Source organism: Methylobacterium frigidaeris, from assembly GCF_022179185.1.
In the GTDB taxonomy this organism is placed as follows: Bacteria; Pseudomonadota; Alphaproteobacteria; order Rhizobiales; family Beijerinckiaceae; genus Methylobacterium; species Methylobacterium frigidaeris.
Genome location: NZ_BPQJ01000026.1, coordinates 57,539 through 81,549, shown reverse-complemented (window position 1 = coordinate 81,549; position 24,011 = coordinate 57,539). Strand labels below are relative to the sequence as shown.

Annotated in this window: 22 protein-coding genes and 1 riboswitch; of the genes, 13 read left to right on the top strand and 9 right to left on the bottom strand. The window is 71.2% G+C overall.

Features of this window, described 5'->3' with window-relative positions:
• Nucleotides 1–26: 26 nt before the first annotated feature.
• From lpdA to MFF64_RS23735, 5 genes are read right to left on the bottom strand one after another with little or no spacing between them, the layout of a single operon-like run.
• Nucleotides 27–1,421, bottom strand: a complete 1,395-nt coding sequence (gene lpdA, locus MFF64_RS23755; protein ID WP_099906673.1) for a dihydrolipoyl dehydrogenase — start codon at nucleotides 1,419–1,421, stop codon at nucleotides 27–29.
• 1 nt (nucleotide 1,422) lies between these two features.
• The gene (locus MFF64_RS23750) at nucleotides 1,423–2,814 is read right to left on the bottom strand and encodes a dihydrolipoamide acetyltransferase family protein (RefSeq protein WP_099906675.1); all 1,392 of its coding nucleotides are present in this window, start codon (nucleotides 2,812–2,814) and stop codon (nucleotides 1,423–1,425) included.
• Between the two features lie 3 nt (nucleotides 2,815–2,817).
• Nucleotides 2,818–3,831 carry an alpha-ketoacid dehydrogenase subunit beta gene (locus MFF64_RS23745; protein WP_099906677.1) on the bottom strand — a complete coding sequence of 338 codons (1,014 nt, stop codon included), beginning with the start codon at nucleotides 3,829–3,831 and terminating at the stop codon, nucleotides 2,818–2,820.
• Nucleotide 3,832: 1 nt separating this feature from the next.
• Nucleotides 3,833–5,062, bottom strand: a complete 1,230-nt coding sequence (locus MFF64_RS23740) for a thiamine pyrophosphate-dependent enzyme (RefSeq protein WP_238192582.1) — start codon at nucleotides 5,060–5,062, stop codon at nucleotides 3,833–3,835.
• Between the two features lie 41 nt (nucleotides 5,063–5,103).
• A complete protein-coding gene (locus MFF64_RS23735; RefSeq protein WP_099900646.1) occupies nucleotides 5,104–5,373 on the bottom strand; it encodes a hypothetical protein in 270 nt (89 codons plus the stop codon).
• Between the two features lie 190 nt (nucleotides 5,374–5,563).
• On the opposite strand from MFF64_RS23735, the gene MFF64_RS23730 reads away from it, so the two are divergent.
• Together MFF64_RS23730 and MFF64_RS23725 are read left to right on the top strand one after the other, a co-directional pair.
• A complete protein-coding gene (locus tag MFF64_RS23730; protein ID WP_238192587.1) occupies nucleotides 5,564–6,031 on the top strand; it encodes an Lrp/AsnC family transcriptional regulator in 468 nt (155 codons plus the stop codon).
• A gap of 91 nt (nucleotides 6,032–6,122) precedes the next feature.
• The gene (locus MFF64_RS23725) at nucleotides 6,123–7,256 is read left to right on the top strand and encodes an ABC transporter substrate-binding protein (protein ID WP_238192581.1); all 1,134 of its coding nucleotides are present in this window, start codon (nucleotides 6,123–6,125) and stop codon (nucleotides 7,254–7,256) included.
• Nucleotides 7,257–7,437: 181 nt separating this feature from the next.
• Here MFF64_RS23725 and MFF64_RS23720 read toward each other — a convergent pair whose 3' ends face one another.
• From MFF64_RS23720 to MFF64_RS23710, 3 genes are read right to left on the bottom strand one after another with little or no spacing between them, the layout of a single operon-like run.
• Nucleotides 7,438–8,274, bottom strand: a complete 837-nt coding sequence (locus MFF64_RS23720) for an SDR family oxidoreductase (RefSeq protein WP_099908493.1) — start codon at nucleotides 8,272–8,274, stop codon at nucleotides 7,438–7,440.
• Nucleotides 8,275–8,307: 33 nt separating this feature from the next.
• On the bottom strand, nucleotides 8,308–9,465 hold the full coding sequence (gene queG / locus MFF64_RS23715; RefSeq protein WP_207768263.1) for a tRNA epoxyqueuosine(34) reductase QueG: 1,158 nt from the start codon (nucleotides 9,463–9,465) through the stop codon (nucleotides 8,308–8,310).
• A 14-nt stretch (nucleotides 9,466–9,479) separates the two neighbouring features.
• A complete protein-coding gene (locus tag MFF64_RS23710) occupies nucleotides 9,480–10,172 on the bottom strand; it encodes a glutathione S-transferase family protein (protein WP_099908489.1) in 693 nt (230 codons plus the stop codon).
• A 411-nt stretch (nucleotides 10,173–10,583) separates the two neighbouring features.
• Here MFF64_RS23710 and MFF64_RS23705 point away from each other — a divergent pair, with 411 nt between their 5' ends.
• From MFF64_RS23705 to MFF64_RS23655, 11 genes are all read left to right on the top strand, one after another.
• Complete coding sequence (locus MFF64_RS23705) at nucleotides 10,584–11,387, top strand: undecaprenyl-diphosphate phosphatase (protein ID WP_099908498.1); 804 nt, start codon at nucleotides 10,584–10,586, stop codon at nucleotides 11,385–11,387.
• Nucleotides 11,388–11,498: 111 nt separating this feature from the next.
• Entirely contained in the window at nucleotides 11,499–13,346 is a 1,848-nt protein-coding gene (locus tag MFF64_RS23700) for a methylmalonyl-CoA mutase subunit beta (protein WP_099908488.1), read from the top strand.
• Nucleotides 13,347–13,408: 62 nt separating this feature from the next.
• A complete protein-coding gene (locus tag MFF64_RS23695) occupies nucleotides 13,409–13,861 on the top strand; it encodes a DNA polymerase III subunit chi (protein WP_099908497.1) in 453 nt (150 codons plus the stop codon).
• Nucleotides 13,862–13,895: 34 nt separating this feature from the next.
• Nucleotides 13,896–15,434: a S10 family peptidase gene (locus tag MFF64_RS23690; protein ID WP_099908486.1), complete on the top strand. Its 1,539-nt coding sequence runs from the start codon at nucleotides 13,896–13,898 to the stop codon at nucleotides 15,432–15,434.
• Nucleotides 15,435–15,459: 25 nt separating this feature from the next.
• Nucleotides 15,460–15,846, top strand: a complete 387-nt coding sequence (locus MFF64_RS23685) for a hypothetical protein (protein ID WP_425324426.1) — start codon at nucleotides 15,460–15,462, stop codon at nucleotides 15,844–15,846.
• 141 nt (nucleotides 15,847–15,987) lie between these two features.
• Nucleotides 15,988–17,085, top strand: a complete 1,098-nt coding sequence (locus tag MFF64_RS23680) for an OpgC family protein (protein WP_099908483.1) — start codon at nucleotides 15,988–15,990, stop codon at nucleotides 17,083–17,085.
• Complete coding sequence (locus MFF64_RS23675; RefSeq protein WP_099908481.1) at nucleotides 17,046–17,951, top strand: SGNH/GDSL hydrolase family protein; 906 nt, start codon at nucleotides 17,046–17,048, stop codon at nucleotides 17,949–17,951. The genes MFF64_RS23680 and MFF64_RS23675 overlap by 40 nt, the downstream gene beginning before the upstream one ends.
• A 114-nt stretch (nucleotides 17,952–18,065) precedes the next feature.
• Nucleotides 18,066–19,007, top strand: coding sequence for a TAXI family TRAP transporter solute-binding subunit (locus tag MFF64_RS23670; RefSeq protein WP_099908479.1), 942 nt, complete (start codon nucleotides 18,066–18,068; stop codon nucleotides 19,005–19,007).
• A gap of 98 nt (nucleotides 19,008–19,105) precedes the next feature.
• Nucleotides 19,106–19,329, top strand: a riboswitch (cobalamin riboswitch).
• Nucleotides 19,330–19,454: 125 nt separating this feature from the next.
• Complete coding sequence (locus tag MFF64_RS23665) at nucleotides 19,455–21,644, top strand: TonB-dependent siderophore receptor (protein WP_438823091.1); 2,190 nt, start codon at nucleotides 19,455–19,457, stop codon at nucleotides 21,642–21,644.
• Nucleotides 21,644–21,886, top strand: a complete 243-nt coding sequence (locus MFF64_RS23660) for a hypothetical protein (RefSeq protein ID WP_099904848.1) — start codon at nucleotides 21,644–21,646, stop codon at nucleotides 21,884–21,886. Before MFF64_RS23665 ends, MFF64_RS23660 begins: the two co-directional genes overlap by 1 nt.
• Nucleotides 21,883–23,028: an acetyltransferase domain-containing protein gene (locus MFF64_RS23655; protein ID WP_099904846.1), complete on the top strand. Its 1,146-nt coding sequence runs from the start codon at nucleotides 21,883–21,885 to the stop codon at nucleotides 23,026–23,028. Before MFF64_RS23660 ends, MFF64_RS23655 begins: the two co-directional genes overlap by 4 nt.
• On the opposite strand, the gene MFF64_RS23650 is transcribed toward MFF64_RS23655, so the two are convergent.
• On the bottom strand, nucleotides 23,029–23,721 hold the full coding sequence (locus tag MFF64_RS23650) for a DUF2490 domain-containing protein (RefSeq protein ID WP_099904844.1): 693 nt from the start codon (nucleotides 23,719–23,721) through the stop codon (nucleotides 23,029–23,031).
• Between the last annotated feature and the right edge of the window lie 290 nt (nucleotides 23,722–24,011).

Genomic DNA, 24,011 nt, shown 5'->3' with positions numbered 1-24,011 from the left:
GCCGGAGAGAGATCCGGCGGGACGCGTCAGATGTGCAACGCCTCCCCGAGCGCCCGCAGATTCGCTTCGTGAAAAGCCTCGCCGAGGGTCGGATGGGCGTGGATCGTGCCGGCGATGTCCTCCAGCCGGGCCCCCATCTCGAGCGCCAGGCCGAACCCCGCCGCCAGCTCCGAGACCCCGGCTCCCACCGCCTGGATGCCGAGCAAAAGGTGGTTGTCGGCCCGCGCCGTCACCCGCACGAAGCCGTCCTCGGCCCCGAGCGTCATGGCGCGGCCGTTGGCGGCGAAGGGAAACAGGGCGGTACGGATCTCGTGGCCCGCAGTACGGGCGTCGTCCGGCGAGAGGCCGGCCGAGACCACCTCCGGGTCGGTGAAGCAGACTGCGGGAATCGCGACCTTGTGGAAGGCGCGGCGGCGGCCGGCGACGAGGTCGGCCACCATCTCCCCCTGCGCCATCGCCCGGTGGGCCAGCATCGGCTCGCCGGTGACGTCGCCCACCGCCCAGACGTTGCGCATTGAGGTGGCGCAGCGCTCGTCGATGCGGATGAACGGCCCGCTCATGTCGAGGTCGAGCCGGTCGAGCCCGAGGTCGTGCGTGCGGGCCTTGCGCCCGACCGCGACCAGGATCACCTCCGCCGGAATGTTTCGGAGCTCGCCGCCGACGTCGACGTCGAGCGCGTCGCCCGAAGCGGACAGGCCGGTCGCCTTGGCGCCGAGCAGAACATCGATCCCGAGGGCGCCCAGGCGCCGCGCCACCGGGCGGGTCAGCTCGGCGTCGTAGGCCGGCAGGATCCGCTCGGCCATCTCGACCACCGTGACCTTGGCGCCGAGCTTGGCGAAGGCGGTGCCGAGTTCGAGGCCGATATAGCCCGCGCCCACCACCGCCATCGTGGCCGGGACCCTGGGCAGCGACAGGGCCTCGGTCGAGGAGATGACGCGCCCGCCGAAGGGCAGGTGCGGGAGCGCCGCCGGGACCGAGCCGGGGCTGAGGATCACGTGCTCGGCCCGCACCCGCTCGGGGCCGGTATCGGTCTCGACGAGGCAGGTCTTGCCGTCGACCATCCGACCCCGCCCGCGCAGGATCTTCACGCCGCCGCGCTTCAGGAGCGACGCCACCCCGGTATTGAGCCGCCCGACGATCCCATCCTTCCAGGCGATCGTGCGGGCGAAGTCGAGGGTGGGCGGGCCGGCCGAGAGGCCGAAGGGCGAGGCGTCGCCGGCCTGGAGAACGGCGGCGTGGAAGGCCTCGGCCGCGTGGATCATCGCCTTCGAGGGGATGCAGCCGACATTGAGGCAGGTGCCGCCGAGGCGGTTCTCCTCGACCAGCACGGTGTCGATGCCGTGCTGGCCGGCGCGGATCCCCGCGACGTAGCCGCCCGGGCCGCCGCCGAGCACCAGGAGCTTGGTGGTGATCTCGCCCACGTCAGGCCTCCATGAACAGCATCGCGGGCGTCTCGAGCAGGGCTTTGAGCGCCTGCACGAACAGGGCGGCGTCGTAGCCATCGACCACCCGATGGTCGAAGGACGCCGAGAGGTTCATCGTCAGGCGCGGCACGAAGGCGCCGTCGCGCCAGACCGGGCGCATCACCTGCTTGTTGACGCCGATGATCGCGACCTCCGGCCGGTTGATCACCGGCGTCGTCACGATGCCGCCGAGCGCGCCGAGCGACGTGATGGTGATGGTGGAGCCGGAGAGCTCGTCGCGGGCGGCGAGCCCGTTGCGGGCGGCCTCCGCCAGGCGCCGCACCTCGGCCGCCGCGTTCCACAGGTCGCGGGTCTCGGCGTGGCGCAGCACCGGCACCATCAGGCCCGACGGCGTCTGGGTCGCGATGCCGACATGCACGCCGGCATGGCGGTGGATCACCTCCGCCTCGTCGTCGTAATGCGCGTTCATCTGCGGGAAGTCCGGCAGGGCGCGCACCAGGGCCTGGACCAGGAACGGGATGAGGGTCAGCTTCGGCCGGATCGCGCCGTGACGCTGGTTGAGGCTGGCGCGCAGCTCCTCCAAAGCCGTCACGTCCACCTCCTCGACGTAGGAGAAGTGGGCGACGCGGCGTTTCGCATCCGCCATGCGCTGGGCGATGCGCCGGCGCAGGCCGATGACCTTGATCTCCTCCACTGCGGTCCGGGGTGCCCGGCCGGCGGGCGCCGGCGCGGCCTCCTCGGGCGGCGCATCCAGGAAGGCGTCGAGGTCGTCGTGGCCGATGCGGCCGGCCGGTCCAGTGCCGCGGACCTGGCGCAGGTCGATGCCGGCGTCCAGCGCCCGCCGGCGCACGGCTGGCGAGGCGATCGGCTTCTCGCCGGGCGGGCGGGGCGGGCCGGAAGCGGGCGCTGCCGCAGCGGCGCGCGGGGCAACGGGCGCCGCGGGTTTGGCCGGCGCGGGCTTCGGCAGCTCGGCTGGCTTCGGCGCTGAGGCGGATGGAGGGGTGGGCGCGGGCTGTGCTGGCTCCAGGCCGTCCGCGGCCGGGACCAGGGCGGCGGACGGTTTGCCGGCCGCCGCGTCCTGCGCCCTCGCGACCTCCGGCGCTACCGCGACGCCGGATCCCGGAGGCGCAGCAGGCGCGGAATCCCCGCCCTCGACCTCCAGCCGCACCAATTCGGCGCCGACCGCCAGCATCTGGCCGGCCTCGGCGCCGAGGGCCGCGACCGTGCCGCTCACCGGGGAGGGGATCTCCACCGTCGCCTTGTCGGTCATCACGTCGGCCAGAGGCTGGTCCTCGCGGACGACGTCGCCGACCTTGACGTGCCAGGCCGAGACCTCGGCCTCGGCCACGCCCTCGCCGATATCGGGCAGCTTGACGATGCGAAAGCCCATGACTCAGCCCTCCATCGCGGCGAGAAGGGCCCGGCCGACGCGCTCCGGGCCCGGGAAGTAGGCCCATTCCTGGGCGTGCGGGTAGGGCGTGTCCCAGCCGGCGACCCGGACGATCGGCGCCTCGAGGTGATAGAAGCAGGTCTCCTGCACCAGCGCCGCCAGCTCGGCGCCGAAGCCCGAGGTCAGGGTCGCCTCGTGGGCGATGACGCAGCGCCCGGTCTTGCGCACCGAGGCCTCGATCGTCTCCATGTCGAGGGGCAGGAGCGTGCGCAGGTCGATGATTTCGGCGTCGATCCCGGTCTCGGCGGCGGCGGCCTCGGCGACGTGCACGATGGTGCCGTAGGCCAGCACCGTGACGGCGGCGCCCTCGCGCCGGATCGCCGCCTTGCCGAGCGGCACCGTGTAATGCCCGTCCGGCACCTCGCCGAGGTCGTGACGGGCCCAGGGCGTCACCGGCCGGTCGTGGTGGCCGTCGAAGGGGCCGTTATAGAGGCGCTTGGGCTCGAGGAAGATCACCGGGTCGGGATCCTCGATCGCGGCGATCAGCAGGCCCTTGGCGTCGTAGGGGTTCGACGGCACCACGGTCTTCAGGCCCGCCACGTGGGTGAACAAAGCCTCGGGGCTCTGGCTGTGGGTCTGGCCGCCGAAGATGCCCCCGCCCGTCGGCATCCGCACCACCATCGGCGCCGTGAACTGACCGCCGGAGCGGTAGCGCAGGCGGGCGGCCTCCGACACGATCTGGTCGTAGGCCGGGTACATGTAGTCGGCGAACTGGATCTCGACGCAGGGCTTCAGGCCGTAGGCCGCCATGCCGACCGCGGCGCCGACGATGCCGAGCTCGCTGATCGGCGCGTCGAAGCAGCGGCTCTTGCCGAAGCGGGCCTGCAAACCTTGGGTGCAGCGGAAGACGCCGCCGAAATAGCCGACATCCTCCCCGAACACGACCACGTCGTCGTCGCGCTCCATCGCCACCGCCATCGCATCGCGGATGGCCTCGATCATCGTGCGGCGCGGCATGTCAGTACCCCGCCTGCTGGCGCTGGCGGCGCAGGTGAGGGGGCATCTCCGAGAATACGCCTTCGAACATGTCGCGCGGGGACGGCTTGCCGCCGGCATGCAGGGTGCCGTGGGTCTCGGCCTCGCGCTGCGCCGCCACGACCTCGTCGAGGATCTCGGCCTCGCCCTGGCGGTGGCGCTCCTCCGACCAAGCGCCGCGGGCGATCAGGTGGTTCTTCAGGCGCACCACAGGATCGCCGAGGGGCCAGGCGTCGAATTCGGTCTTCGGCCGATAGGCCGAGGGATCGTCGGAGGTCGAGTGCGCACCGGCGCGATAGGTGACGTACTCGACGATGGTGGGCCCGAGGTTGCGCCGCGCCCGCTCCACCGCCCATTTCGCCACCGCGTGGACGGCGAGGTAGTCGTTGCCGTCGACCCGGAGCGCCGGAATCCCGAAGCCGTGACCCCGCGCCGCGAAGGTCGAGGAGCCGCCGCGGGCGAAGCCCTGGAAGGTCGAGATCGCCCACTGATTGTTGACGACGTTGAGCACCACCGGCGCCCGGTAGGTCGAGGCGAAGACGAGAGCGGCGTGGAAGTCGGATTCGGCGGTCGAGCCGTCGCCGATCCAGGCCGCGGCGATCTTCGTGTCGTTCTTGATCGCCGAAGCCATCGCCCAGCCGACCGCATGGATGTACTGCGTCGCGAGGTTGCCGGAGATCGAGAAGAAGCCGTGATCCTTGGCCGAGTACATCACCGGCAATTGCCGGCCGTGCAGCGGATCGTTCTCGTTCGAGTAGATCTGGCACATCATGTCGACGAGCGGATAGCCGCCGGCGATGAGCAGGCCCGCCTGGCGATAGGTCGGGAAGTTCATGTCGCCGGGTTCGAGCGCGCGGCGGAAGGCGGTGCTCACCGCCTCCTCGCCGAGATGCTGCATGTAGAACGAGGTCTTGCCCTGGCGCTGGGCCATCAGCATGCGTGCATCGAAGGCGCGCAGCTTCATCATGTCGCGCAGGCCCGCGAGCATCTCCTCGTCGGTGAGCGAGCCGGCCCAGGGGCCCACCGCCTTGCCGTCGGAATCGAGCACCCGGATCAGCGTGTAGGCGAGGTCGCGGATGTCGGCCGCCGCCACGTCGACCTCCGGCCGGCGGACCGCGCCGGCGTCCGGAATGTCGAGATCGGCAAAGCTCGGATTGCCGCCCGGGCGGACGGCCGGCTCGGGGACGTGGAGGCTCAAGGCGTCTGGCGGCATGGGGGGCCCTTGCGGGAGAGGGGTCGCGGGGTTTTGGAGATTCAGGATTGCGCGCCGACCCGCGCCTCGACCACCGCCGGATGGCGTGAGAGGCGAGCGGCGAGCACGGACAGGTCCGTGCCGTCCGGGACCAGGATCGAGAGGGTGACGGCGGACGACGCATCGGCGGCGTCGAGGGCGAGGTTGCGCAACGGGTAACCGGCCCGCTCGACTTCGCCGAGCAATCGCGTCACGCCGTCGAAGACGTGCAGGATCCGGGCCCGGATCTCGATGAGGTGCCCCTCGATGCCGTGCCCTTGGTCTCGAGCCATGCGCGTCCTCCCGCGACGCTTGAATTGACTCCTTTGTAGCCCGGTCCGGCCGGATGGTCCTCGCCGATTTTCATCGCTAAAGCGGGTTTCCGGAGAACACCCGATGGCATCGAAGGCTGAATCCCCGAACAGGCGTTCCGGGCGCGCGCAGGTCCCCGCGAAGGGCGCGGAGCCGCACCGGCTCGACGACATGGACCGGAAGATCCTCGGCGCCCTGCGGGAGGACGGCCGGCTGACCATCGCGGCCTTGGCCGAGCGGGTCGGCCTGTCGCAATCGCCGTGCTGGACGCGGCTGCGGCGCCTGGAAGAGGCGGGGCTGATCCGCGACTACGTCGCGGTGCTCGATCATCGGGCGCTGGGCATCCCGGACGTGGTCTTCGTCGAGGTGACCCTCGACAAGCACGACGATTCGGTGCTGGAAGCGTTCGGCACCGAGATCCTGCGCATTCCGGAAGTCCTGGAGGCGCATCTGGTGACGGGCGAGTACGACTACATCATCAAGGTCGCGGTCAGCGGCACCGCCCATTACGAGCGGTTCCTGCGCGAGAAGCTCTATCGCCTGCGCGGCATCCGTCAGTCGCGCTCGGTCTTCGCGCTGCGCACCTTGAAGCAGGAAGTCTCGGTCGATCCGGTCGCCATCGCCCGTCAGGCGCCCTGACCCCGCACCCGCCGCCTCGACTGTGCGGAAGATCCGATTTGTCCACCGGAGCATCGGCGTTAAGCTGCCCGCAAAATTACGGGAGGACGCCATGAACCGTCGCGCGACGCTGCTTGCTGCCGTCTGTCTGTCCCTGGGCCTCGCCCACGGCCCAGCCTTCGCCGCCGACCCGATCCGGATCGGGGTCGCCGCCGCGATCACCGGGCCGGGCGCGGAATCCGGCAAGTACCTCGTGCAGGGCGCCAAGCTCGCGGCGGAGGAGGTCAACAAGGCCGGTGGTGTCCTCGGCCGGCCGCTCGAGTTCGTCGTCCAGGACGACCAGAGTACCAATCCGGGCGCCATCCTGGCCTTCAGCAAGCTCGCGGCCGATGCCACTCTCCCGGCCTTCATCGCGCCGGTGCGCAGCACGCAGGTCCAGGCCATCGCGCCGGATGTGGCGAAGACCGCCAAGCCCGCGATGATCGGCGGCACCGACCCGCAGCTCACGGCCGCCGGCAATCCCTGGCTGTTCCGCTTCCGCCCGAACGATCGTTACTCCGCCCGGGTCATCGCGGAGTTCGGCGTGAAGACCCTGAACCGGCGCAGATGGGCGCTGGTCCATTCGAGCGACACCTTCGGCACCAGCGGCATGCGCAACCTCGCCGCCGCCCTGAAGGAGCAGGGCATCGAGCCGGTGGTGGTGCAGGCCTTCCCCAACAACTCGCAGGACTTTACCGCCGTTGCCCTCGCGGTGAAGCAGTCCGGCGCCGACGTGCTCGGCACCTACATTCCCTTCGAGACCGATCAGGGCATCTTCGCCCGGCAGCTGCGCCAGCTCGGCGTCGCGATCGACTGGGTCGGATCCTCCACCACGTCGAGCGCCACCGCCCTGAAGCTCGCCGGCGCCGCGCTGGACGGCGCCTACGCGGCCTCCGACTTCCACCGCGACGCCAACCCGGTCGCGAAAGCCTATGCGGAGAAGTACGAAGCGTCCTACAAGACCGCACCCGACTTCTTCTCGGCCTGGGCCTACGACGCGGTGACGATCCTCTCCCGGGCGATCAACCAGGCCGGCAGCACCGAGCCGGGCAAGATCCGCGACGCGCTCCTCGCCACCAGGGGCGTGCAGGGGGCGGAAGGGATGTATAATTTCGACCAGAACGGCGACGGGCTCCACGGCTACAACGTCGTGCGCAACGAGCGCGGCGCGGTGACGTTCATTAAGCGGGTGGAGTTCGAGAAGTAGGCGTTGTGGGGTGCTCGCTTGATCGTCGACGAACCTGTCTGATCCGCTCTCGACGGTCTCGTCACCACGGCGTCGCTCCGGGGCCGCGCAGCGGAACCCGGGATGACCAGTAGGGTATTCATGCCGTTGAGCGACTCAATCAGGCGCCAACAGGACAGGTCGTGACAGCGGCGACCGCCCCCTACACCAACCCCCGTAACCCCTCCCGATACGTGGGATAGGCCAGCTCCACGCCCAGCTCCTCCCGGATCAGCCGGTTCCGCACCCGCTTGTTCTCGCCGTAGAAGCTGCGCGCCATCGGGCTGAGATTGGCCGTATCGAAATCCACCGCCGGCGGCAGGGGCAGGCCGGCGAGTTCGGCCGCGAAGGCCGTCACGTCCTGGGGCGGCGCGGGCTCGTCGTCGGTGACGTTGTAGATCGCGCCCGGCCGCGGCCGTTCGAGGGAGGCGGCAAGCGTCGTCGCGATGTCGTCGACGTGGATGCGGTTGAACACCTGGCCCGGCTTGACGATGCGCTGCGCCTTGCCCTGGCGCAGCTTCTCGAAGGCGTTGCGCCCTGGCCCGTAGATGCCCGACAGCCGGAAGATCTGCACCGCCTTGCCGGTCCGCGCGCCGAGTGCCAGCCAGGCTTCCTCCGCCGCCACCCGGTCGCGGGTGCGCTGATGGGTGGGGGCGGGTGGCGTCGCCTCGTCGATCCAGGCCCCGCCCTGGTCGCCATAGACCCCGATGGTCGAGAGATAGCCGATCCACCGGGCCGGGCTCGCGGCGATCGCGTCGGCGAAGGCATGGAGCGCCGGGTCGGCGCCGGAATCCGGCGGGATCGACACCAGGATCGCGTCGGCCCGCGCGAGATCGTCGGCGATCCGCGGATCGGTCTCGTCGGGCGAGAAGACCCGCAGCGTCGCGCCGTCGATGGCGGCGGGCGCCTGGCGGGTCGCCGTGACGCCGGCGAAGCGGGCGCGCTCGCGCGCCATGAAATGCCCGGCCGTGTAGCCGAGCCCGAAGACGAACAGGTTCATGCGGCTTGAGCCTTGCCTGACGGGGATGCCGTCTTATGCAGGGCGCTGCCCTGCACCTGCCAGAGGGCTCGCCCTCTGGACACCCGAGTTTTTCGCTGACGTCCACTCGGACAGCACGTCGGGGTCGTGCTCGTCGGGCGGTGGGGCAGGCGGCAGGCGCCCGAGGCGGGCGAGCGCCCATACCGCCATGCCGCGCACCAGCGGGGAGGCATCCTCCAGCAGGCGCTCCGCCTCCCCGGCGAGGCCCTCGTCCCCGGAATTGCCGATGGCGATCAGCACGTTGCGCAGGAAGCGGGCGCGCCCGGTGCGCTTGATCGGCGTGCCGGCAAAGCGCGTGCGGAAGGCGGCGTCGTCGAGGCGGGCGAGATCCGCGAGAGGCGGGGCGGCCAGGTCGTCGCGGGCGATCAGCCGCGCCTCGCGGGTGGCCGTCGCGAACTTGTTCCACGGGCACACCGCCAGGCAGTCGTCGCAGCCGAAGACCCGGTTGCCCATCGGCACCCGGAATTCCGGCGGGATCGGCCCCGCATGCTCGATCGTCAGGTAGGCGAGGCAGCGCCTGGCATCGAGCTGGTAGGGGGCCGGGAAGGCGTTGGTCGGGCAGGCGTCGAGGCAGCGCCGGCAGCGGCCGCAATGGTCGCCCTCGGGCGCGTCCGCCGGCAGCTCCGCCGTGGTGTAGATCGCGCCGAGGAGCAGCCAGTTGCCGAAATCTCGCGACAGCAGCACGCTGTGCTTGCCCTGCCAGCCGAGGCCGGCGGCGGCCGCGAGCGGCTTCTCCATCACCGGCGCCGTATCGACGAAGACCTTGATCTCGGCTCCGGCCTTCACCGCGAAAGCGCCGCCCAGCTCCTTCAGCTTGCCCTTGATCACGTCGTGGTAGTCGCGGCGCCGGGCATAGACGGCGATCGACCCGCGCGCGGGATCCTGGAGCGCCGCCAGCGGGTCGCCGTCCGGCCCGGCATTGACGCCGAGCATCACGATGCTGCGCACGTCAGGCCATAGCCGCGCCGGATCGGCCCGCTCCCCCGTGCGCTCGTCCATCCACGCCATGTCACCGTGGTGTCCGGCCGCGAGCCAGGCGGCGAGGCGCTCGGGCAGGGCCGGCACCGCGTCGGGTCGGGTGACCGCCAGAGCATCGAAGCCCAGCGCCCGGGCGCGGGTCTCGAGGAATTGTCGAAGAACGTCGGGTTTCAGCGGGGCGTGAGGGGTCAGAAGTCCAGATCCGCGTAATGATCGGCCGGCGCCATCCCGGCCACCCGGTCGGCGAGCAGGCTGCGGAAGGAGGGGCGCGACTTCACCCGCGCGTACCAGTTCCGCGCCATCTCGTCCTCATCCCACGGCACGTCGCCGAGGTAGTCGACGCAGGACAGGTGCGCCGCCGCGGCGAGGTCGGCGTAGGTCAATTGGCTGCCCGCCAGCCAGTTCCGCCGCGAGATCAGGTAGCCGATGTATTTCAGGTGATAGCGCACGTTGCTGCGCGCCGCCCGGATCGCATTCATGTCCGGCGGGCCACCGCCATGCTGCGAGGTCATGAAGCGCTTGTGGATCTTCTCGGTGACGAGGTAGCCGGTCACCTCCTGGTCGAACTTCTGCAGGAACCAGTCGAGCAGGCGGCGCACCTCGACCCGGGCGGCGGGGGATTCCGGCAGCAGGCGGAGCCCGCTCGACCCCAGGCCCCGCGTCTCGTCGAGGTACTCGGCGATGATGCCGCCGCCCGGCACGGCGAGCCCGCCTTCCTCCACCAGCACCGGGGTGGTGCCGGCGGGGTTCATCATCAGGAAGTCCTCCCGGCGCTCCCAGGGGCGTTCTTCGACGAGGTGGGGCTCCATGCCCATCTCGGCCATGATCAGGCGCACGAAGCGGGAATGCGGGCAGAACGAGGAGTGGTGGAGCGTCGCCATGCGGGGCCGTTTCGCGCTTCGTCTGTTGGCTGGCCTTGAAGGTCGGCTCGCGGTGGGTCGTGTGCGTCAGGCTTGGCCCGGACGTGATTAACGTCCGGTCACCGGTTCATAGATGTCTTTCGGCATCCTTAACACGGGTGACGGGGGCTGGTAACCGAGCCTCAACCTTAATGGTGCGAGGCTCCGTCGAGAGGCTTAAACCGCCGGCACGCCCCTCACCACAGACTTGCCACAGAGGTGGCGCCGTACCGCCGGTCAGGGCACGGCACGCGCCGGGCCTCGTTTCCTATCCCCGCCGGACGCGGTCGCGACCGCCCGCGGCGCGACCACGAGAGCAGGCGACATGACGACGGCGACATGGAGGGCGGGCGGGCCCGCGCGCGGCACGGTTTCCGGGCGGGGAGCGCGGTGATGGACGTCGCCAGCATCGGCAAGGCCGTGGTGCTCGCCCTCGTCGAGGGCGCCACCGAGTTCATCCCGGTCTCCTCGACCGGGCACCAGCTCCTGGTCGGCCACTTCATCGGCTTCGAATCGCCCAACAACACCTTCGAGGTGCTGATCCAGCTCGGCGCCATCCTGGCCATCGTCGGGGTCTATTTCCGCCAGCTCCTCGACCTGCTGCTGCGCGCGCCCCGCGACCCGAATGCCCGCCGCTTCATCCTGGCGATCCTGATCGCGTTCCTGCCTGCCGCCATCATCGGCGGCCTGTTCTCGAAATACATCAAGTTCTACCTGTTCAATCCCTGGATCATCTGCTCGACGCTGGTCGCCGGCGGTCTCGTGCTCCTCGTCATCGACGAGACCGAGATCGAGCAGAAATACGACGACGTGCACCAGTTCTCGCTGCCGATGGCGCTGAAGATCGGCCTGTTCCAATGCCTGGCAATGATCCCCGGCGTGTCGCGCTCCGGCGCCACCATCGTGGGGGCGATGCTGATGGGCTCGGGCAAGCGCGCCGCCACCGAGTTCTCGTTCTACCTCGCCATGCCGACCATGGCGGGCGCCTTCGCCAAGGACCTGCTCGACAACTACAAGAACCTCTCGAAAGACGATGTCGGGCTGATCGTGATCGGCTTCGTGGTGGCGTTCCTGTCGGCGCTGTTCGTGGTGCGCAAGCTCCTCAACTACGTCTCCCGCCACGGCTTCGCGCTCTTCGCCTGGTGGCGCATCATCGTGGGCGCCGCGGGCTTCGCCGGGTTGATCGTGTTCGGCTGACCGGACAGGCGACGGCCCCGGCCGCCGCCTGTCCGATGGGACCTCGACCAATGGCGTGTGGCGCGGTTATGTCCTGGCGTTAGGGAGAGACCCGCGCCACGAGGACCCGCCATGGACGATACGACGCTCGCCGCCGCGTTTCCGGCCGCCACGGAGGCGCAGTGGCGTGCCCTGGTCGACGGGGTGCTGAAGGGGGCCGATTTCGAGAAGCGGCTGGTGCGCCGCACCCCGGACGGCATCACGGTTCGGCCGCTCTATCCCCCCGCCGACGCCGCGCCCCAGCCCGGCCGCGCGCAGGCCGGGCGCTGGCGGGTGAGCCAGCGGGTCGACCATCCGGACCCGAAGGAGGCCAACGCGCTAGCGCTGACCGATCTCGAGGGCGGCGCCGACGCCCTGACCCTGGTGATGGCCGGCGCGCCCGCCGCCCGCGGCTTCGGCTTGGGGAGCCCGCAGGGCCTCGAGGCGGCGCTCGCCGGCGTGATGCTGCCGCTGATCGGCCTGCGGCTCGATGCCGGCGCGGCGGCGCCGGAGGCGGCCAAGGCCCTCCTCGCCCTGGCCAAGGCCCGGGGCGACGAACTCGGCGCCCTCGACATCGATCTCGGCCTCGATCCGGTCGCGGTGCAGGCCGCCACCGGGACGACTCCGTCCTGGCCCGGCCTCGCCGATCTCCTGCGCGACCTCGACGCGCAGGGCTTCGCCGGCCGCGCGTTCCTGGCCGATGCGCGCCCCTTCCACGAGGCCGGCGCCGGCGAGGCGCTGGAGCTCGCCTGCGTCCTCTCCGGGGCACTCGCGACCCTGCGGGCGCTGGAGGCCGGCGGGCACCCGCTGGAGCGCGCCCGCACCGCCCTGTCCTTCCTGCTGGTGGCCGATGCCGACGAGTTCCTGACGGTGGCGAAGACCCGGGCCCTGCGCCGTCTCTGGGCGCGGATCGAGGAGGCGAGCGGGCTGACGCCCGCGCCGATCCGCCTGCATGCCGAGACCGCCTGGCGCAGCACCACCCGACGCGACCCCTGGGTCAACATGCTGCGGGCGACCACCGCCGCGTTCTCGGCCGGCCTCGGCGGGGCCGACGCGATCACGGTGCTGCCCTTCACCGCGGCCATCGGCCTGCCGGATGCCTTCGCACGCCGCTGCGCCCGCAACACCCAGCATGTCCTCCTCGACGAAGCCAATCTCTGGCGCGTCGCCGATCCCGCTGCTGGCGCCGGCGGCTTCGAGGCCCTGACCGATGCGCTCTGCGTCGAGGCCTGGACGCGGTTCCAGGCGATCGAGCGGGAGGGGGGCATCGCCGAGAGCCTGCGCTCCGGTGCCCTCGCGGGCCGCCTCGCCGCCCTGCGCACATCGCGGGACGCCGACCTCGCCACCCGCCGCCAGCCGATCACCGGCACCAGCGAGTTCCCGGACCTGCACGAGGCCCCCGTGGCGGTGCTCGCGCCCGCTCCGGCGGCGCAAGCCCTGCCCGAGGGCGCCCTGCCGTCCCGGCGCCTCGCCGAACCCTACGAAGCCCTGCGCGACGCCTCCGACGCGGCCCTCGCCCGCACCGGCCTGCGCCCGCGTGTGTTCCTGGCCAATCTCGGGGCGTTGAGCGCCTTCAACACCCGCGCCACCTTCGCCCGCAACGCCTTCGAGGCCGGCGGCATCGAGGCGGTGACGAACGAAGGCTTTCCGGATCACGCCGCCCTGGTCGAGGCCTTCCGAACCTCCGACACGCCGCTCGCGTGCCTGTGCTCCTCGGACGCGATCTATGCCGAGCAGGCGGTGCAGGCCGCCGAGGCGTTGCGGGCGGCCGGCGCCACCACGATCTACCTCGCCGGCAAGCCGGGCGACCTCGAAGGCGCCTTGCGGGCGGCTGGCGTCGCCCACGACCTCTATGCTGGCTGCGACCTCGTGAAGCTGCTGGGCCAGGCGCAAGACGCGGCGCAAGGACAAGACGTGGTGCAGGAATCGGCGAAGGCCTGAGGCTGGACATCGCATCCCGGGCCGGTGCCATCGAGCCCGGGGCGCCCTATGTCGTGAGCACCGTGACCGAGATCCTGTTCTACCACATGCAGCGCCAGCCGCTGGAGACGGTGCTGCCGAACCTCCTGGAGAAATCCCTGGAGCGGCAATGGCGCGTCGCCGTGCAGGCGACGAGCGAGGAGCGGCTCCAGGCCCTCGACGACCATCTCTGGGTCTTCTCGGAGGAGAGCTTCCTGCCCCACGGCACCGATCGCGACCCCGATTGCGGCACCCAGCCGGTGGTGCTGACCCTGCGCGACGCCAACCCGAACGGCGCCTCGATCCGCTTCCTGATCGAGGGCGCGGCCCTGCCCGACGACGCGGCCAGCTACCAGCGCATCTGCATCCTGTTCGACGGCACAGACCAGGATGCCCTGCTCCACGCCCGCGAGCAGTGGCGCGGCGCCAAGGAGGCCGGCCACAGCGTCGCCTACTGGCAGCAGGACGAGCGCGGCCGCTGGCAGAAGAAGGCCTGACATCCAAGAAGCGCCGCCCCGGCGAGGAGACGTCATGACCCGCATCACGACCCGCATCCTCGCGCTCGCGGCGGCCCTCTTGCTCGGGCCCGCGCCGCTCCTCGCACAGCCCGCCCGGCAGGAGGCGCGCCAGGACACGCGCCAACCCGAGGGCCGGCGCCTGCCGCCCGACGCGACGACCCAGCACAGCCTGACCCTCTCCGACGGCCGAACCGTCAGCTTCACGGCGGTCGCCGGAAGCCTGCCGCTGGTCGACGAATCCGGCAAGCTCCAGGCCGAGATCGCCTTCACCGCCTTCACCCAGCCGGAGCGGGAGGCCAGGACCCGGCCCGTCACCTTCGCGGTCAATGGCGGGCCGGGCGCGGCTTCGGCCTATCTCAACCTCGCGGCGGTCGGGCCCTGGCGCCTGCCCCTCGACGGCGCCAGCATCAGCCCCTCGATGGCGCCGGTGGCGGTGCCCAACGACGAGACCTGGCTCGATTTCACCGACCTCGTCTTCGTCGACCCCGTCGGCACCGGCTACAGCCGCGCTGCCGGCGACGACGGGAAACGCTACTATGCCGTCGAGAGCGACGCGGCCGTGCTGTCGGCGGCGATCGCCCGCTGGCTGCGCACCAACGACCGGCTCACCTCGCCGAAGTTCTTCCTCGGCGAGAGCTATGGCGGCTTTCGCGGGCCGCTCATCGCCCGCAAGCTCCAGGACGATGTCGGCGTCGGGCTCTCGGGCCTCGTCCTGCTCTCGCCGGTGCTCGATTTCGGCTACCTGCAGCCGCCGCGGCACAACCCGTTGGGCGCGGTGACGCGGCTGCCCTCGCTCGCCGCCGCGGGCCTGGAGCGGCGCGGCCAAACCCCGGACCCCGCCCGCATGCAGGAGGCCGAGGCCTACGCCACCGGCCCGTATCTCACGGACCTCCTGCGCGGGCCCGCCGATTCCGCCGCCATCGACCGGCTGACCGAGCGCGTCGCGGCCCTGACCGGGCTCGACCCCGCCCTGGTGCGCCGCCAGGCCGGCCGGGTCGCCGGTTCGAGCTACCAGCGCGAGGCCGACCGCGAGTCAGGGCGGGTGGCGAGCGCCTACGACACCGGCGTCACCGGTTGGGACCCGGATCCGAGCGCGGCCCAGGGGCGCTTCGCCGACCCGATCCTCACCGCCATGCAGGCGCCGCTTACCAGCGCCATCGTCGACCTCACCGCCCGCACCCTGAACTGGCGGGTGCCGAACCTGCGCTACGAACTGCTCAACAACGCGGTCAACGGCAGCTGGAACTGGGGCGGCGGCCGCTCCCCGCCGGAGGTGGTGAGCGAGCTGCGCCAGGCGCTCGCCCTCGACGGGGCGATGCGGGTGCTCGTCGCCCACGGCTATACCGACCTCGTCACGCCCTACTTCGCCTCGAAGCTGATCCTCGACCAGATCCCGCCCTACGGCCGCGACCGGCGCCTCTCCCTCTCGGTCTATCCCGGCGGCCACATGTTCTATTTCCGCAAAGGCTCGCGGGCGGCCTTGCGCGGGGACGCGCTCCGCCTCTACGAGACGGCCCTGGCCGTGCGGCGGAGCGGCGACGAAGGGCGATGACGGGCGGGGCACGATGCGGCGGACGGTGATCGGAATCGCCCGGGTGGGGCTCGGCTTGCTGGGGCTCGCCTCGACGGGGCTCGCTCTGGCCGGCTGCAGCAGCACCGACCGCGCCGCCCCGCCGGTGAACCTCTCAAGCCCGGTCAAGCCGCCCCCGCCGCCCGCCCCGAGCTGGGGGCCGGTCCTGGCTCAGGACGGCACCTGCACCGGGTCGGTCCCGGCGGCCGCGACCGAGATCGCGCCCGGCATCGGCGAGTGCGAGCTGGTGCGGCTCAAGGGCAAGCCGCCGACCGACGTGCTCGTCGGCGAGAGCGGGCGGGGCCAGCGCGAGGTGCAGGTGCTCTACACCGAGCCCGGCGCCAAGGAGCTGTACTTCTTCGTCAACAACCGCCTCGACCGGATCGTGAAGTAGGGCAGGGCGCCCCCGGACGATCCCCCGACCTCAAGGCCCGCCTGGTCGCGCGGCGGCCCTGTCATGCGATACCGTCATCGACGTCGGCGCACCCATCGGTCCGGGGGCGCCTGGAGACCTGCAAGAGGGACCACGGGCATCATGCGTGAACCGAATGCGGTCGATTTCTGGCGCGGCATCGCCCTGATCACGATCTTCATCAACCACATCCCGGGCAACGTCTTCCAGAACTACACTTATTCCCAGTACGGGATCTCGGATGCGGCCGAGTTGTTCGTGTTCCTGGCCGGGTGGTCGATCGGCATCGCCACGCGCGGGCGCGACGGGGTGCCGGAGCCGGCCGGCCGGACGGTGCTGCGGCTGCTCTCGCGCATGGTCGAGGTCTACCGCGCGCAGCTCGTCATCACCGCCATGGCGCTGGCGATGCTGGCGGGCGCGGCCCTCTACCTCGACAACCCGCTCCTGGTGGAGTGGCACAATGCCGGGCCGATCTTCAGCGACCCGATCCAGGCCACCGTCGGCTGGGTGACGCTGCTGCACCAGCTCGGCTTCTTCAACATCCTGCCGCTCTACGTCGTGCTGCTCGGCCTGGCGCCGGCCTTCGTGCTCCTGTCGCGGGTGCATCTCGGCCTCGCGATCGGGATCTCGGTCCTGCTCTATGCCGTCAGCCTGGTCTTCGAGATCAACATCCCGAGCTGGCCGGTGGAGGGGCACTGGTTCTTCAACCCGCTGTGCTGGCAGCTGCTGCTGGTGCTGGGCTTCGCGGCGCATGAGTGGCGGCGCAGCTCGGAGCGGTTCCTGGCCTGGCGCCGCCGGCTGATGCCGCTCGGCATCGTCATCGTGCTCATCGGCGCCGTCCTGTCCTGGTTCAACCTGCGGCCCGATCCCCTGGCCGTGCCCGAGCCGCGCCTCCTGTTCATCTTCGACAAGTCCTACCTCTCGCCCGCCCGGCTGGTGCATTTCCTCGGTGTCATGCTCGCCTTCCAGGCGGTGTTCGGCCTGATCCAGCCCCGGGCCCGCTGGCTCACCCGCCAGCTCGCCGGCCTCGGGCGCAACTCGCTCGCAGTGTTCTCGGTCGGCTCGGTCGCCAGCCTCGGTGCACAACTGATTCGTTTCTGGACGGGGGGAGGTATCGCGACCGACGTCTTTGTCGTAGGATGCGGCTTAGCCTCTCTCTCCTTCACGGCATGGTTCGTCGAATGGCGCTCTCGCTCTCCCCGTCCCTCCTCGGCGGCGTGAGCCTCGCCCTGGTCTCGTGCCTCGCCTTTGCCGTGCAGGCCCAGTCGACGACGCCCCAGCCGGCGCAGGTCCAGCCGGCGCCCGCCCCAGCGCCCGCCCATGCCGAGATCCCGGCGCTCCAGGCCACCGCCCCGAGCCCGGACGCGCCCGATCCGAGCCTCTCCCCCGAATGCCGGGTGCCGGGCTCCAAGCTCTACACCCTGGCCAAGCTCAAGGCCGTGAAGAAGGCCCTGGTCGAGCACCGCGCCGTCCAGGTCCTGACCATCGGCTCCAATTCCGGGGGCCTCGGCACCGCCGCCACCTACCCGGTTCGCCTCGAGGACGCTCTGACCCGCTCCCTGCCCGACATCGAGGTGACGGTGGAGAGCCGCGGCGTCTCCGGCGAGATCGCCTTCGGGGCGGCGGAGCGCCTGCGCAACCAGGTGGCGGAGATCGAGCCCGACCTCGTGGTCTGGCAAGTCGGCGGCAACGACGCGCTGGCCCGCGTCGACATCGAGGACTTCGCGCAATCCCTCGCCGAGACCGTGGCCTGGATCAAGTCGCACGGCATCGACGTGGTGCTGGTCGATCCGCAATACACCGCGAGCCTCGCCAAGGACGACTATTACCGCCAGTTCGTCCAGGCGATCCAGAAAGTCGCCGAGCGCGAGCAGGTGCCCCTGGTCCAGCGCTACGAGGCGATGCGCTACCTCGCCGGACGGGCGATCAGCGCCCTCAAGGGCGACACGGCGCAGTCCGGCGCCGGCTTCCGCCTGGCCGATCTGGGCTATCGCTGCATGGCCGAGCACGTCACCCGGGCGATCACCGTGTCGCTGCTCCAGCCGGACGTGGCGCCTGTGCCGGCAACGCCTGTGCCGGCGAATTAGAGCGCCGTCTCGCGACGTTTTTCGCACTCGCCACGTTATTCCAGGGCCGCGCAGCGGAGCCCGGAATGACATGGCGGGTGGCAAAGCCGTAGCGAGGATGCAGGACAAGAAACAATGCTCAGACAGTGGCTGATCGCCGCCGCCTCCTGCATCGCCCTCCTCACCGCGATACCGGCGTCCCACGCCGCCGAACCCCTGCACCTCGTGCTCGCCACCGCGACGCCCGGAGGCGGGTTTCCGGCCTATGGCGCGGCGCTGGCGGCGGCGATCCGGGAGGTGGATCCAGACCTCACCCTGGAGCTGCGCGCCAGCAAGGGCTCGACCGAGAACCTGATTCTCCTGCGCGAGGGACACGTCGATCTCGGCCTCGTCCAGGGCGAGTACGCCTACGAGGCGCTCTCGGGGCAGGGGACGCCGCCGGCCGTGACGGTGGTCGCCCCGGTCTACGCCGCGCCCGGCCTGTTCGTGGTGCCGGCCGACAGCCCGGCGCGCAGCATCGACGACCTGCGCGGGCGGCCGGTGGCCCTCGGCACGCGGAGCTCCGGCCTCACCGCCATGGGCCGGACCGTGCTGCGCGGCTCAGGAATCGACCCCGAGCGCGACATCCGACCGATCCTCCTCGACCATGCGGGCGACGGTCCGGCGATGGTGCGCGCGGGCCAAGCCGCGGCCCTGTTCGGCGGTGGCACCGGCTGGCCGGGCTTCCGGGCCATGGCCGAGGGACCGGGCGGGGCCCGCTTCCTCGGTCCCTCCGCGACGGCGATCCCGGCGATCCTGGCGGCGAGCCCGTCCCTGCGGCGCATCACCGTCCCGCCCGGCACCTTCCCGGGCCAGGCCGAGGCGATCGAGACTGTGGGGTCCTGGAGCTTCGTCCTCGGCAAGCCCGGCCTCGACCCGGCCTCCGTCACCCGCCTCGTCGCGGCGATCGACAAGGCGAAGCCGGCCCTCGCCCGGCGCTTGGCCCATGAGCGGCCGAGCGACCCCCGCGACCTCGCGGCGGCGGTTCCGGCGAGCTGGCTCCACCCCGCCACGGCTTCCTTCCTGCGCGGCGAATAGGGCCGGGGCGTCTCCTTAACCGGTGTGTTCCTGTGGACACAGGGACGGCAACATTATTACATTGCGTTTCTCGATGTTGCTCCACGGCGGGTGGCCTGCCATGGATGCGGCAGCCAAGGTTCCCCGGGCGCCAGCCCGTGGGCGAAGAGGGAACTCGGTGAGCCCGTCGGGTGCCACGGCATCCGGGGCGAGGCCGAGGCTGCCCCCGCAACTGTGAGCGGAGAGGTCCCGCCGCCGACGGTCACTGGTGCTCCGCACCGGGAAGGCCAGGCGGGACTGGCGATCCGCGAGCCAGGAGACCTGCCTTGCGCCCGCGCCTCACTGGCGCAGTCACGTCCCGCGGGCGGTGCGGCCCGGGGGAGCGCTCGGGCTGTCGCCGCGCGTTCTGCGCGGGCGCGGCCTGCCGCTCACCCGGACCGCATCGCGCAGCAACATCGAGTGTGCTTCGTGAGAACCCGTCCGCCGCTCCACCGCCCCGTACCCGCCTTGACGACCGCTCTGGCGACCGCCCTGGCGTTCGGACTCGCGGCCAAAGCCGCACAGGGACAGGAGACGATCGCCCTCGACGAGGTCGTGGTAGAGGGCCCCCGTCCCGCCGCGCCGGTGCTCCCGGCGCTCTCCTCCAAAGCCGCCGGCACGATCGGCCTCATCGGCCCGACCCCGGGCTTCCGAGCCGACCGGGCCGTCAGCAGCACCAAGACCGACACGCCCCAGCGCGACGTGCCGCAGGTCGTCACCGTCGCCCCGCGCGAGGTCATCACCGATCTCGCGGCGACGCGGGCCGAGCAGGTTCTCGCCTACACGCCGGGCATCGTGCAGCAGAACAATTTCGGCGGCCTCTCGCCCCTCGGCTACGCCGTGCGCGGGGTGGCGACCGCCGAGATCTACAAGAACGGCTTCCCCCTCGCCCGCGGGTTCCCGCCTCAGCAGGACACCCAGAACATCGAGCGGATCGAGGTGCTGAAAGGTCCGGGCGGCGGCCTGTTCGGGCGCAGCGATCCGGGCGGCCTCGTCAACATCATCACCAAGCAGCCGACTGCGGAGCGCTTCGTCGAGATGGGCGGGCTGTGGGGCTCGTTCGAGCAGGTCCGCGGCACGGTCGATTCCGGCGGCGCGCTCAACGAGGACGGCACGCTCCTCTACCGCTTCAACCTCGCGGCCGGGCGCCAGAACAGCTTCCGCGATTTCGTCGATGGCGACCGCCTCCTCGTCGCCCCGGTGGTGAGCTGGCAGGTCACGCCCGACACGAAGGTGACCGTCGAGACCGAGTTCCTGCGCAATCGCACCGTGTTCGACCGCGGCGTCATCGCGATCAACAGGCAGCTCGGATTCCTGCCGATCTCCCGCTTCCTCGGCGAGCCGGGACAGAGCATCCACCAATCCAGCGACACGATGCAGGTGCGGGTCGACCACCGCTTCAACGCCGATTGGCAGATGCGGCTCGCCACCTACGTCAACACCGGCTCGCTCACCGGCGAGGCGGTGGAGGTGCGGGGGCTTAGCCCCGACAACCGCACGGTCCTGCGCGATCGCAACCTGCGCAACTACCGCTGGGACGTGGCGATCGGCCAGGCCGAGCTGGTCGGGCGCTTCGACACCGCCGGGATCGGCCACACCCTGCTCCTCGGCTTCGAGCGCGAGAGCACCGATGCTCGCTACCAGCAGGTCCGCTCCCGTTTCCGCCAAAATCCCTACACCCTGGACATCTACGCTCCGGTCTACGGCCGTCAGGCTCCACCTTACGCCTTCCAGACCAACGGCTTCGAGCAGCTCACCAACACCGCACTCTACGCGCAGGACCAGATTGCGCTCAGCCCGGAATGGAAGGCCCTCGTCGGCGCGCGCTTCGACTTCTTCGAGCAGTCGTTCCGGGAGCGGACCACCGGTGTTCGGACCGACCAGACATATTTCGCCGCCTCGCCCCGCGCCGGCCTCGTCTACCAGCCGCTGCCGGAGCTCTCGCTCTACGCCAATGTCGGCACGAGCTTCCGGCCGAATACCGGACCCGACGCCTTCGCCGCCTCGCTCGGGGGGCCCTTCGCGCCGGAGACCGGCCTCGGCTACGAGGTCGGCACGAAGCTCGACCTGTTCGGGGGCGCGCTGAGCCTCACCGGCGCCGCCTTCCGGGTCGAGCGGCAGAACGTGCTGACGCCCGACCCCAACAACCCCGGGTTCTCGCTCGCCGCCGGCGCGGTGCGGAGCCAGGGGTTCGAGGTCACGGCCGCCGGCCAGCTCTCGCCGGAGATCAAGATCCTGGCCGGCTACGTCTTCGCCGACGCGGTCGTCACCAAGGACAACGTCCTGCCGGTCGGTGCCCCGCTCATCAACGTGCCGCGCCACTCGGGCAGCCTGCTCGCGGTGCACGAGGTGCAGGAGGGCCCCTGGAAGGGCTTCGGGATCGGCGGCGGCGTGCGCGCCGTCGGCGAGCGGGCGGGCGATGCCGCCGGCAGCGGCTTCCGGCTGCCGGGCACCATCGCGGTCGATGCGCTGGCCTATTACCGGTGGGAGAACGTCCGGTTCGGCCTCAACGTCGAGAACGTGTTCGACGCCACCTATTATGAGAGCTCGCTCAGTGCGCTGCGGGTCTATCCGGGGGCGCCGCGCCGGTTCACCGGCACCGTCTCGGTGCGCTTCTGATGGCGGCCGCCCTCCGTCGGGGTGATGCCGGCCGGGACGCGGCCGCCGCCCGCGCCCGGCGCTACCGCCAGGGTCTCGCGCCGGTGCTCGCGGCCATCGCCGCCGAGGCCGGCGGGACGCCCGAGGGCATCGCCGCCTCCCTGACCCGGCGCGGCGTGCGCAAGCCCCGTGGTGGCCGCGTCTGGACGCCGCCGGACGTGCGCCGGCTCCTCTCGCGCCTCGCCACCGAGACGGGATCATGACGGTACCGTCCCCGCCTGTGCCCGCCTCCCGCATCGGCGCGATCGACGCGTTGCGCGGCCTCGTCATGCTGCTGATGCTGGTCGACCACGTGCGGGAGACCTTCTTCCTGCACGCCCAGGTCCGCGACCCGATGGACCTCGCGGTCACCGCCCCCGACCTGGTGATCACGCGGCTGACCTCGCATCTCTGCGCGCCGGTTTTCCTCCTGCTCACCGGTCTCTCGGGGAGCCTCTACGCGGGCAAGCACGGGACCCGCGCGGCGTCGCGCTTCCTCCTCACCCGCGGCCTGTTCCTGGTGCTGCTCGAGGTCACGCTGGTGAACCTCGCCTGGACGGCCAAGCTCCTGCCGCCGGTCCTCTACCTGCAGGTGATCTGGGCGATCGGCCTCAGCATGATCGCGCTCGCCGGGCTGCTGTGGCTGCCGCGCCGGGCCCTTATCGCGGTCGCGCTCCTGATCATGCTCGGGCACAACCTCCTCGATGGGATCGTGCTGGCGCCGGGCCAGGCCGGCTACGCCCTGTGGTCGATCCTGCACCAGCGCGGCCTCCTCGACCTCCCCTGGGGCGTCGCCCGCACCTCCTACCCGGTGCTGCCCTGGATCGGCGTCGCGGCGGCGGGCTACGCCCTCGGGCCGTGGTTCTCGCTGGATCCCGACGCCCGGTGCCGCCGGCTCCTCGCCCTCGGGGCGGCGGCGCTGGCGGGCTTCCTGGTGCTGCGCGGGCTCAACGGTTACGGCGACCCGGTGCCGTGGCACGCCGGCCCGACCCTCGGGGCGACGATCCTGTCGTTCCTGAACCTCACCAAGTACCCGCCCTCGGCCGATTTCCTGCTGCTGACGCTGGGCCTCGGGCTCTGGCTCCTCGCCCTGTTCGAGGCCCTGCCGGCCGGCCGCCTCGCCTGGCTCCGGGTGTTCGGCGGAGCACCGCTGTTCTTCTACCTCGTCCATCTCTGGATGCTGCGCGGTCTCTCCACCCTCGCCGTCGCCCTCGGCCTGGCCGGCGCCTCCGGCCGGGTCGAGGCCAGTGCAGCGGTGCAGCTCTGGCTGATCGCGGCTCTGCTCGGCCTGCCGCTCGCCATTGCGTGCCGCTGGATGGTGAGGCTGAAGCGGCGGGGGCGGCATCCGGTGTTGAGTTACCTGTGATCACTGCCGCACGAACACGTTCACCGAGACGATGTGATCCATCGTCACCCGGGAGGCCGGCGCGTTGACCGTCTGGTTGATGTAGCCGAGTTCCAGGGTCGATCGGCCGGCGAGCGGCAGTTCCAGCCCGACGAAGGTGCGGATCCGGTCGAAGCCGGCCCGTGCGCCCCAATCGGTGTCGTTGAGCGCCAGGAAGGCCTCGGTCCAGGCCACGGCGGCGACGCCGCGTGTCTCCTCGGTCAGCGGCACCGCCGCGCGCAGTTGCTGCCTGAGCCGGAACCCCGTGTCCCGCCCGTTGGTCTGGAAGCGCTGCTCGAAGCGCGTGCGGGACGAGAGCTTGACGCGATCGAAGGTCCCGATCTCCCAGCCAAGCTGCTGGAAGCTGCGATCCTCCGAAAAGGCGCGCTGCCCGGGCGGCGAATTCTCGATCCGGGCATAGCCCTGATAGACCGTCACGGCGTCGGTGAGCTTCCAGCCCACGGCCGGCCGCAGGATCAGCTGGTCGAGCCGCGAGATGCCGTCGCCGAATCGCGGCTGCACCTCCGCGAAATACGCCAACGACCCGACGCTGCCGAAGGCCGTGGCGTTGATCCAGAGCTGCCCGTCGTGATCGACCTGCGCCGCCGCCGGCAGGCTCGAGGCCGCGAGCCAGAGAGCCGACAGGAGGGCGAGGGGACGTCCGGCGACGATCATGTCTGTTCCAAAGCGCTGTGCCCGCGCGCCGATTGGCACACACGGGTCCGGGCGAGAGTGCCCTCCCGACAGACGCGCGGTCACGGCCGTTTATTTCAGGTCGACCAGTGAGGTTTCACGCCTGTTGCGGACGGGTCACGGCCGATGGTGTCGGCTGCTCCGCGAGCCTGGGCTCGGCAATCTATCCCCACGCGTACTCCGATACCGCCAACGTCAGCAGGATTGCTCGATGAGGAAGATGTTCTTGCGAGGCTATTCGGCTTGGCACGCGCCTGATGAGATCGGAACCC

Bases quoted from the DNA above. Each gene is read 5' to 3' on its own strand.
- MFF64_RS23750 (WP_099906675.1), bottom strand. From the start codon at position 2,814: ATGGGCTTTCGCATCGTCAAGCTGCCCGATATCGGCGAGGGCGTGGCC.
- MFF64_RS23745 (WP_099906677.1), bottom strand. From the start codon at position 3,831: ATGCCGCGCCGCACGATGATCGAGGCCATCCGCGATGCGATGGCGGTG.
- MFF64_RS23740 (WP_238192582.1), bottom strand. From the start codon at position 5,062: ATGCCGCCAGACGCCTTGAGCCTCCACGTCCCCGAGCCGGCCGTCCGC.
- MFF64_RS23735 (WP_099900646.1), bottom strand. From the start codon at position 5,373: ATGGCTCGAGACCAAGGGCACGGCATCGAGGGGCACCTCATCGAGATC.
- MFF64_RS23730 (WP_238192587.1), top strand. From the start codon at position 5,564: ATGGACCGGAAGATCCTCGGCGCCCTGCGGGAGGACGGCCGGCTGACC.
- MFF64_RS23725 (WP_238192581.1), top strand. From the start codon at position 6,123: ATGAACCGTCGCGCGACGCTGCTTGCTGCCGTCTGTCTGTCCCTGGGC.
- MFF64_RS23720 (WP_099908493.1), bottom strand. From the start codon at position 8,274: ATGAACCTGTTCGTCTTCGGGCTCGGCTACACGGCCGGGCATTTCATG.
- MFF64_RS23710 (WP_099908489.1), bottom strand. From the start codon at position 10,172: ATGGCGACGCTCCACCACTCCTCGTTCTGCCCGCATTCCCGCTTCGTG.
- MFF64_RS23705 (WP_099908498.1), top strand. From the start codon at position 10,584: ATGGACGTCGCCAGCATCGGCAAGGCCGTGGTGCTCGCCCTCGTCGAG.
- MFF64_RS23700 (WP_099908488.1), top strand. From the start codon at position 11,499: ATGGACGATACGACGCTCGCCGCCGCGTTTCCGGCCGCCACGGAGGCG.
- MFF64_RS23690 (WP_099908486.1), top strand. From the start codon at position 13,896: ATGACCCGCATCACGACCCGCATCCTCGCGCTCGCGGCGGCCCTCTTG.
- MFF64_RS23680 (WP_099908483.1), top strand. From the start codon at position 15,988: ATGCGTGAACCGAATGCGGTCGATTTCTGGCGCGGCATCGCCCTGATC.
- MFF64_RS23675 (WP_099908481.1), top strand. From the start codon at position 17,046: ATGGCGCTCTCGCTCTCCCCGTCCCTCCTCGGCGGCGTGAGCCTCGCC.
- MFF64_RS23670 (WP_099908479.1), top strand. From the start codon at position 18,066: ATGCTCAGACAGTGGCTGATCGCCGCCGCCTCCTGCATCGCCCTCCTC.
- MFF64_RS23660 (WP_099904848.1), top strand. From the start codon at position 21,644: ATGGCGGCCGCCCTCCGTCGGGGTGATGCCGGCCGGGACGCGGCCGCC.
- MFF64_RS23655 (WP_099904846.1), top strand. From the start codon at position 21,883: ATGACGGTACCGTCCCCGCCTGTGCCCGCCTCCCGCATCGGCGCGATC.
- MFF64_RS23650 (WP_099904844.1), bottom strand. From the start codon at position 23,721: ATGATCGTCGCCGGACGTCCCCTCGCCCTCCTGTCGGCTCTCTGGCTC.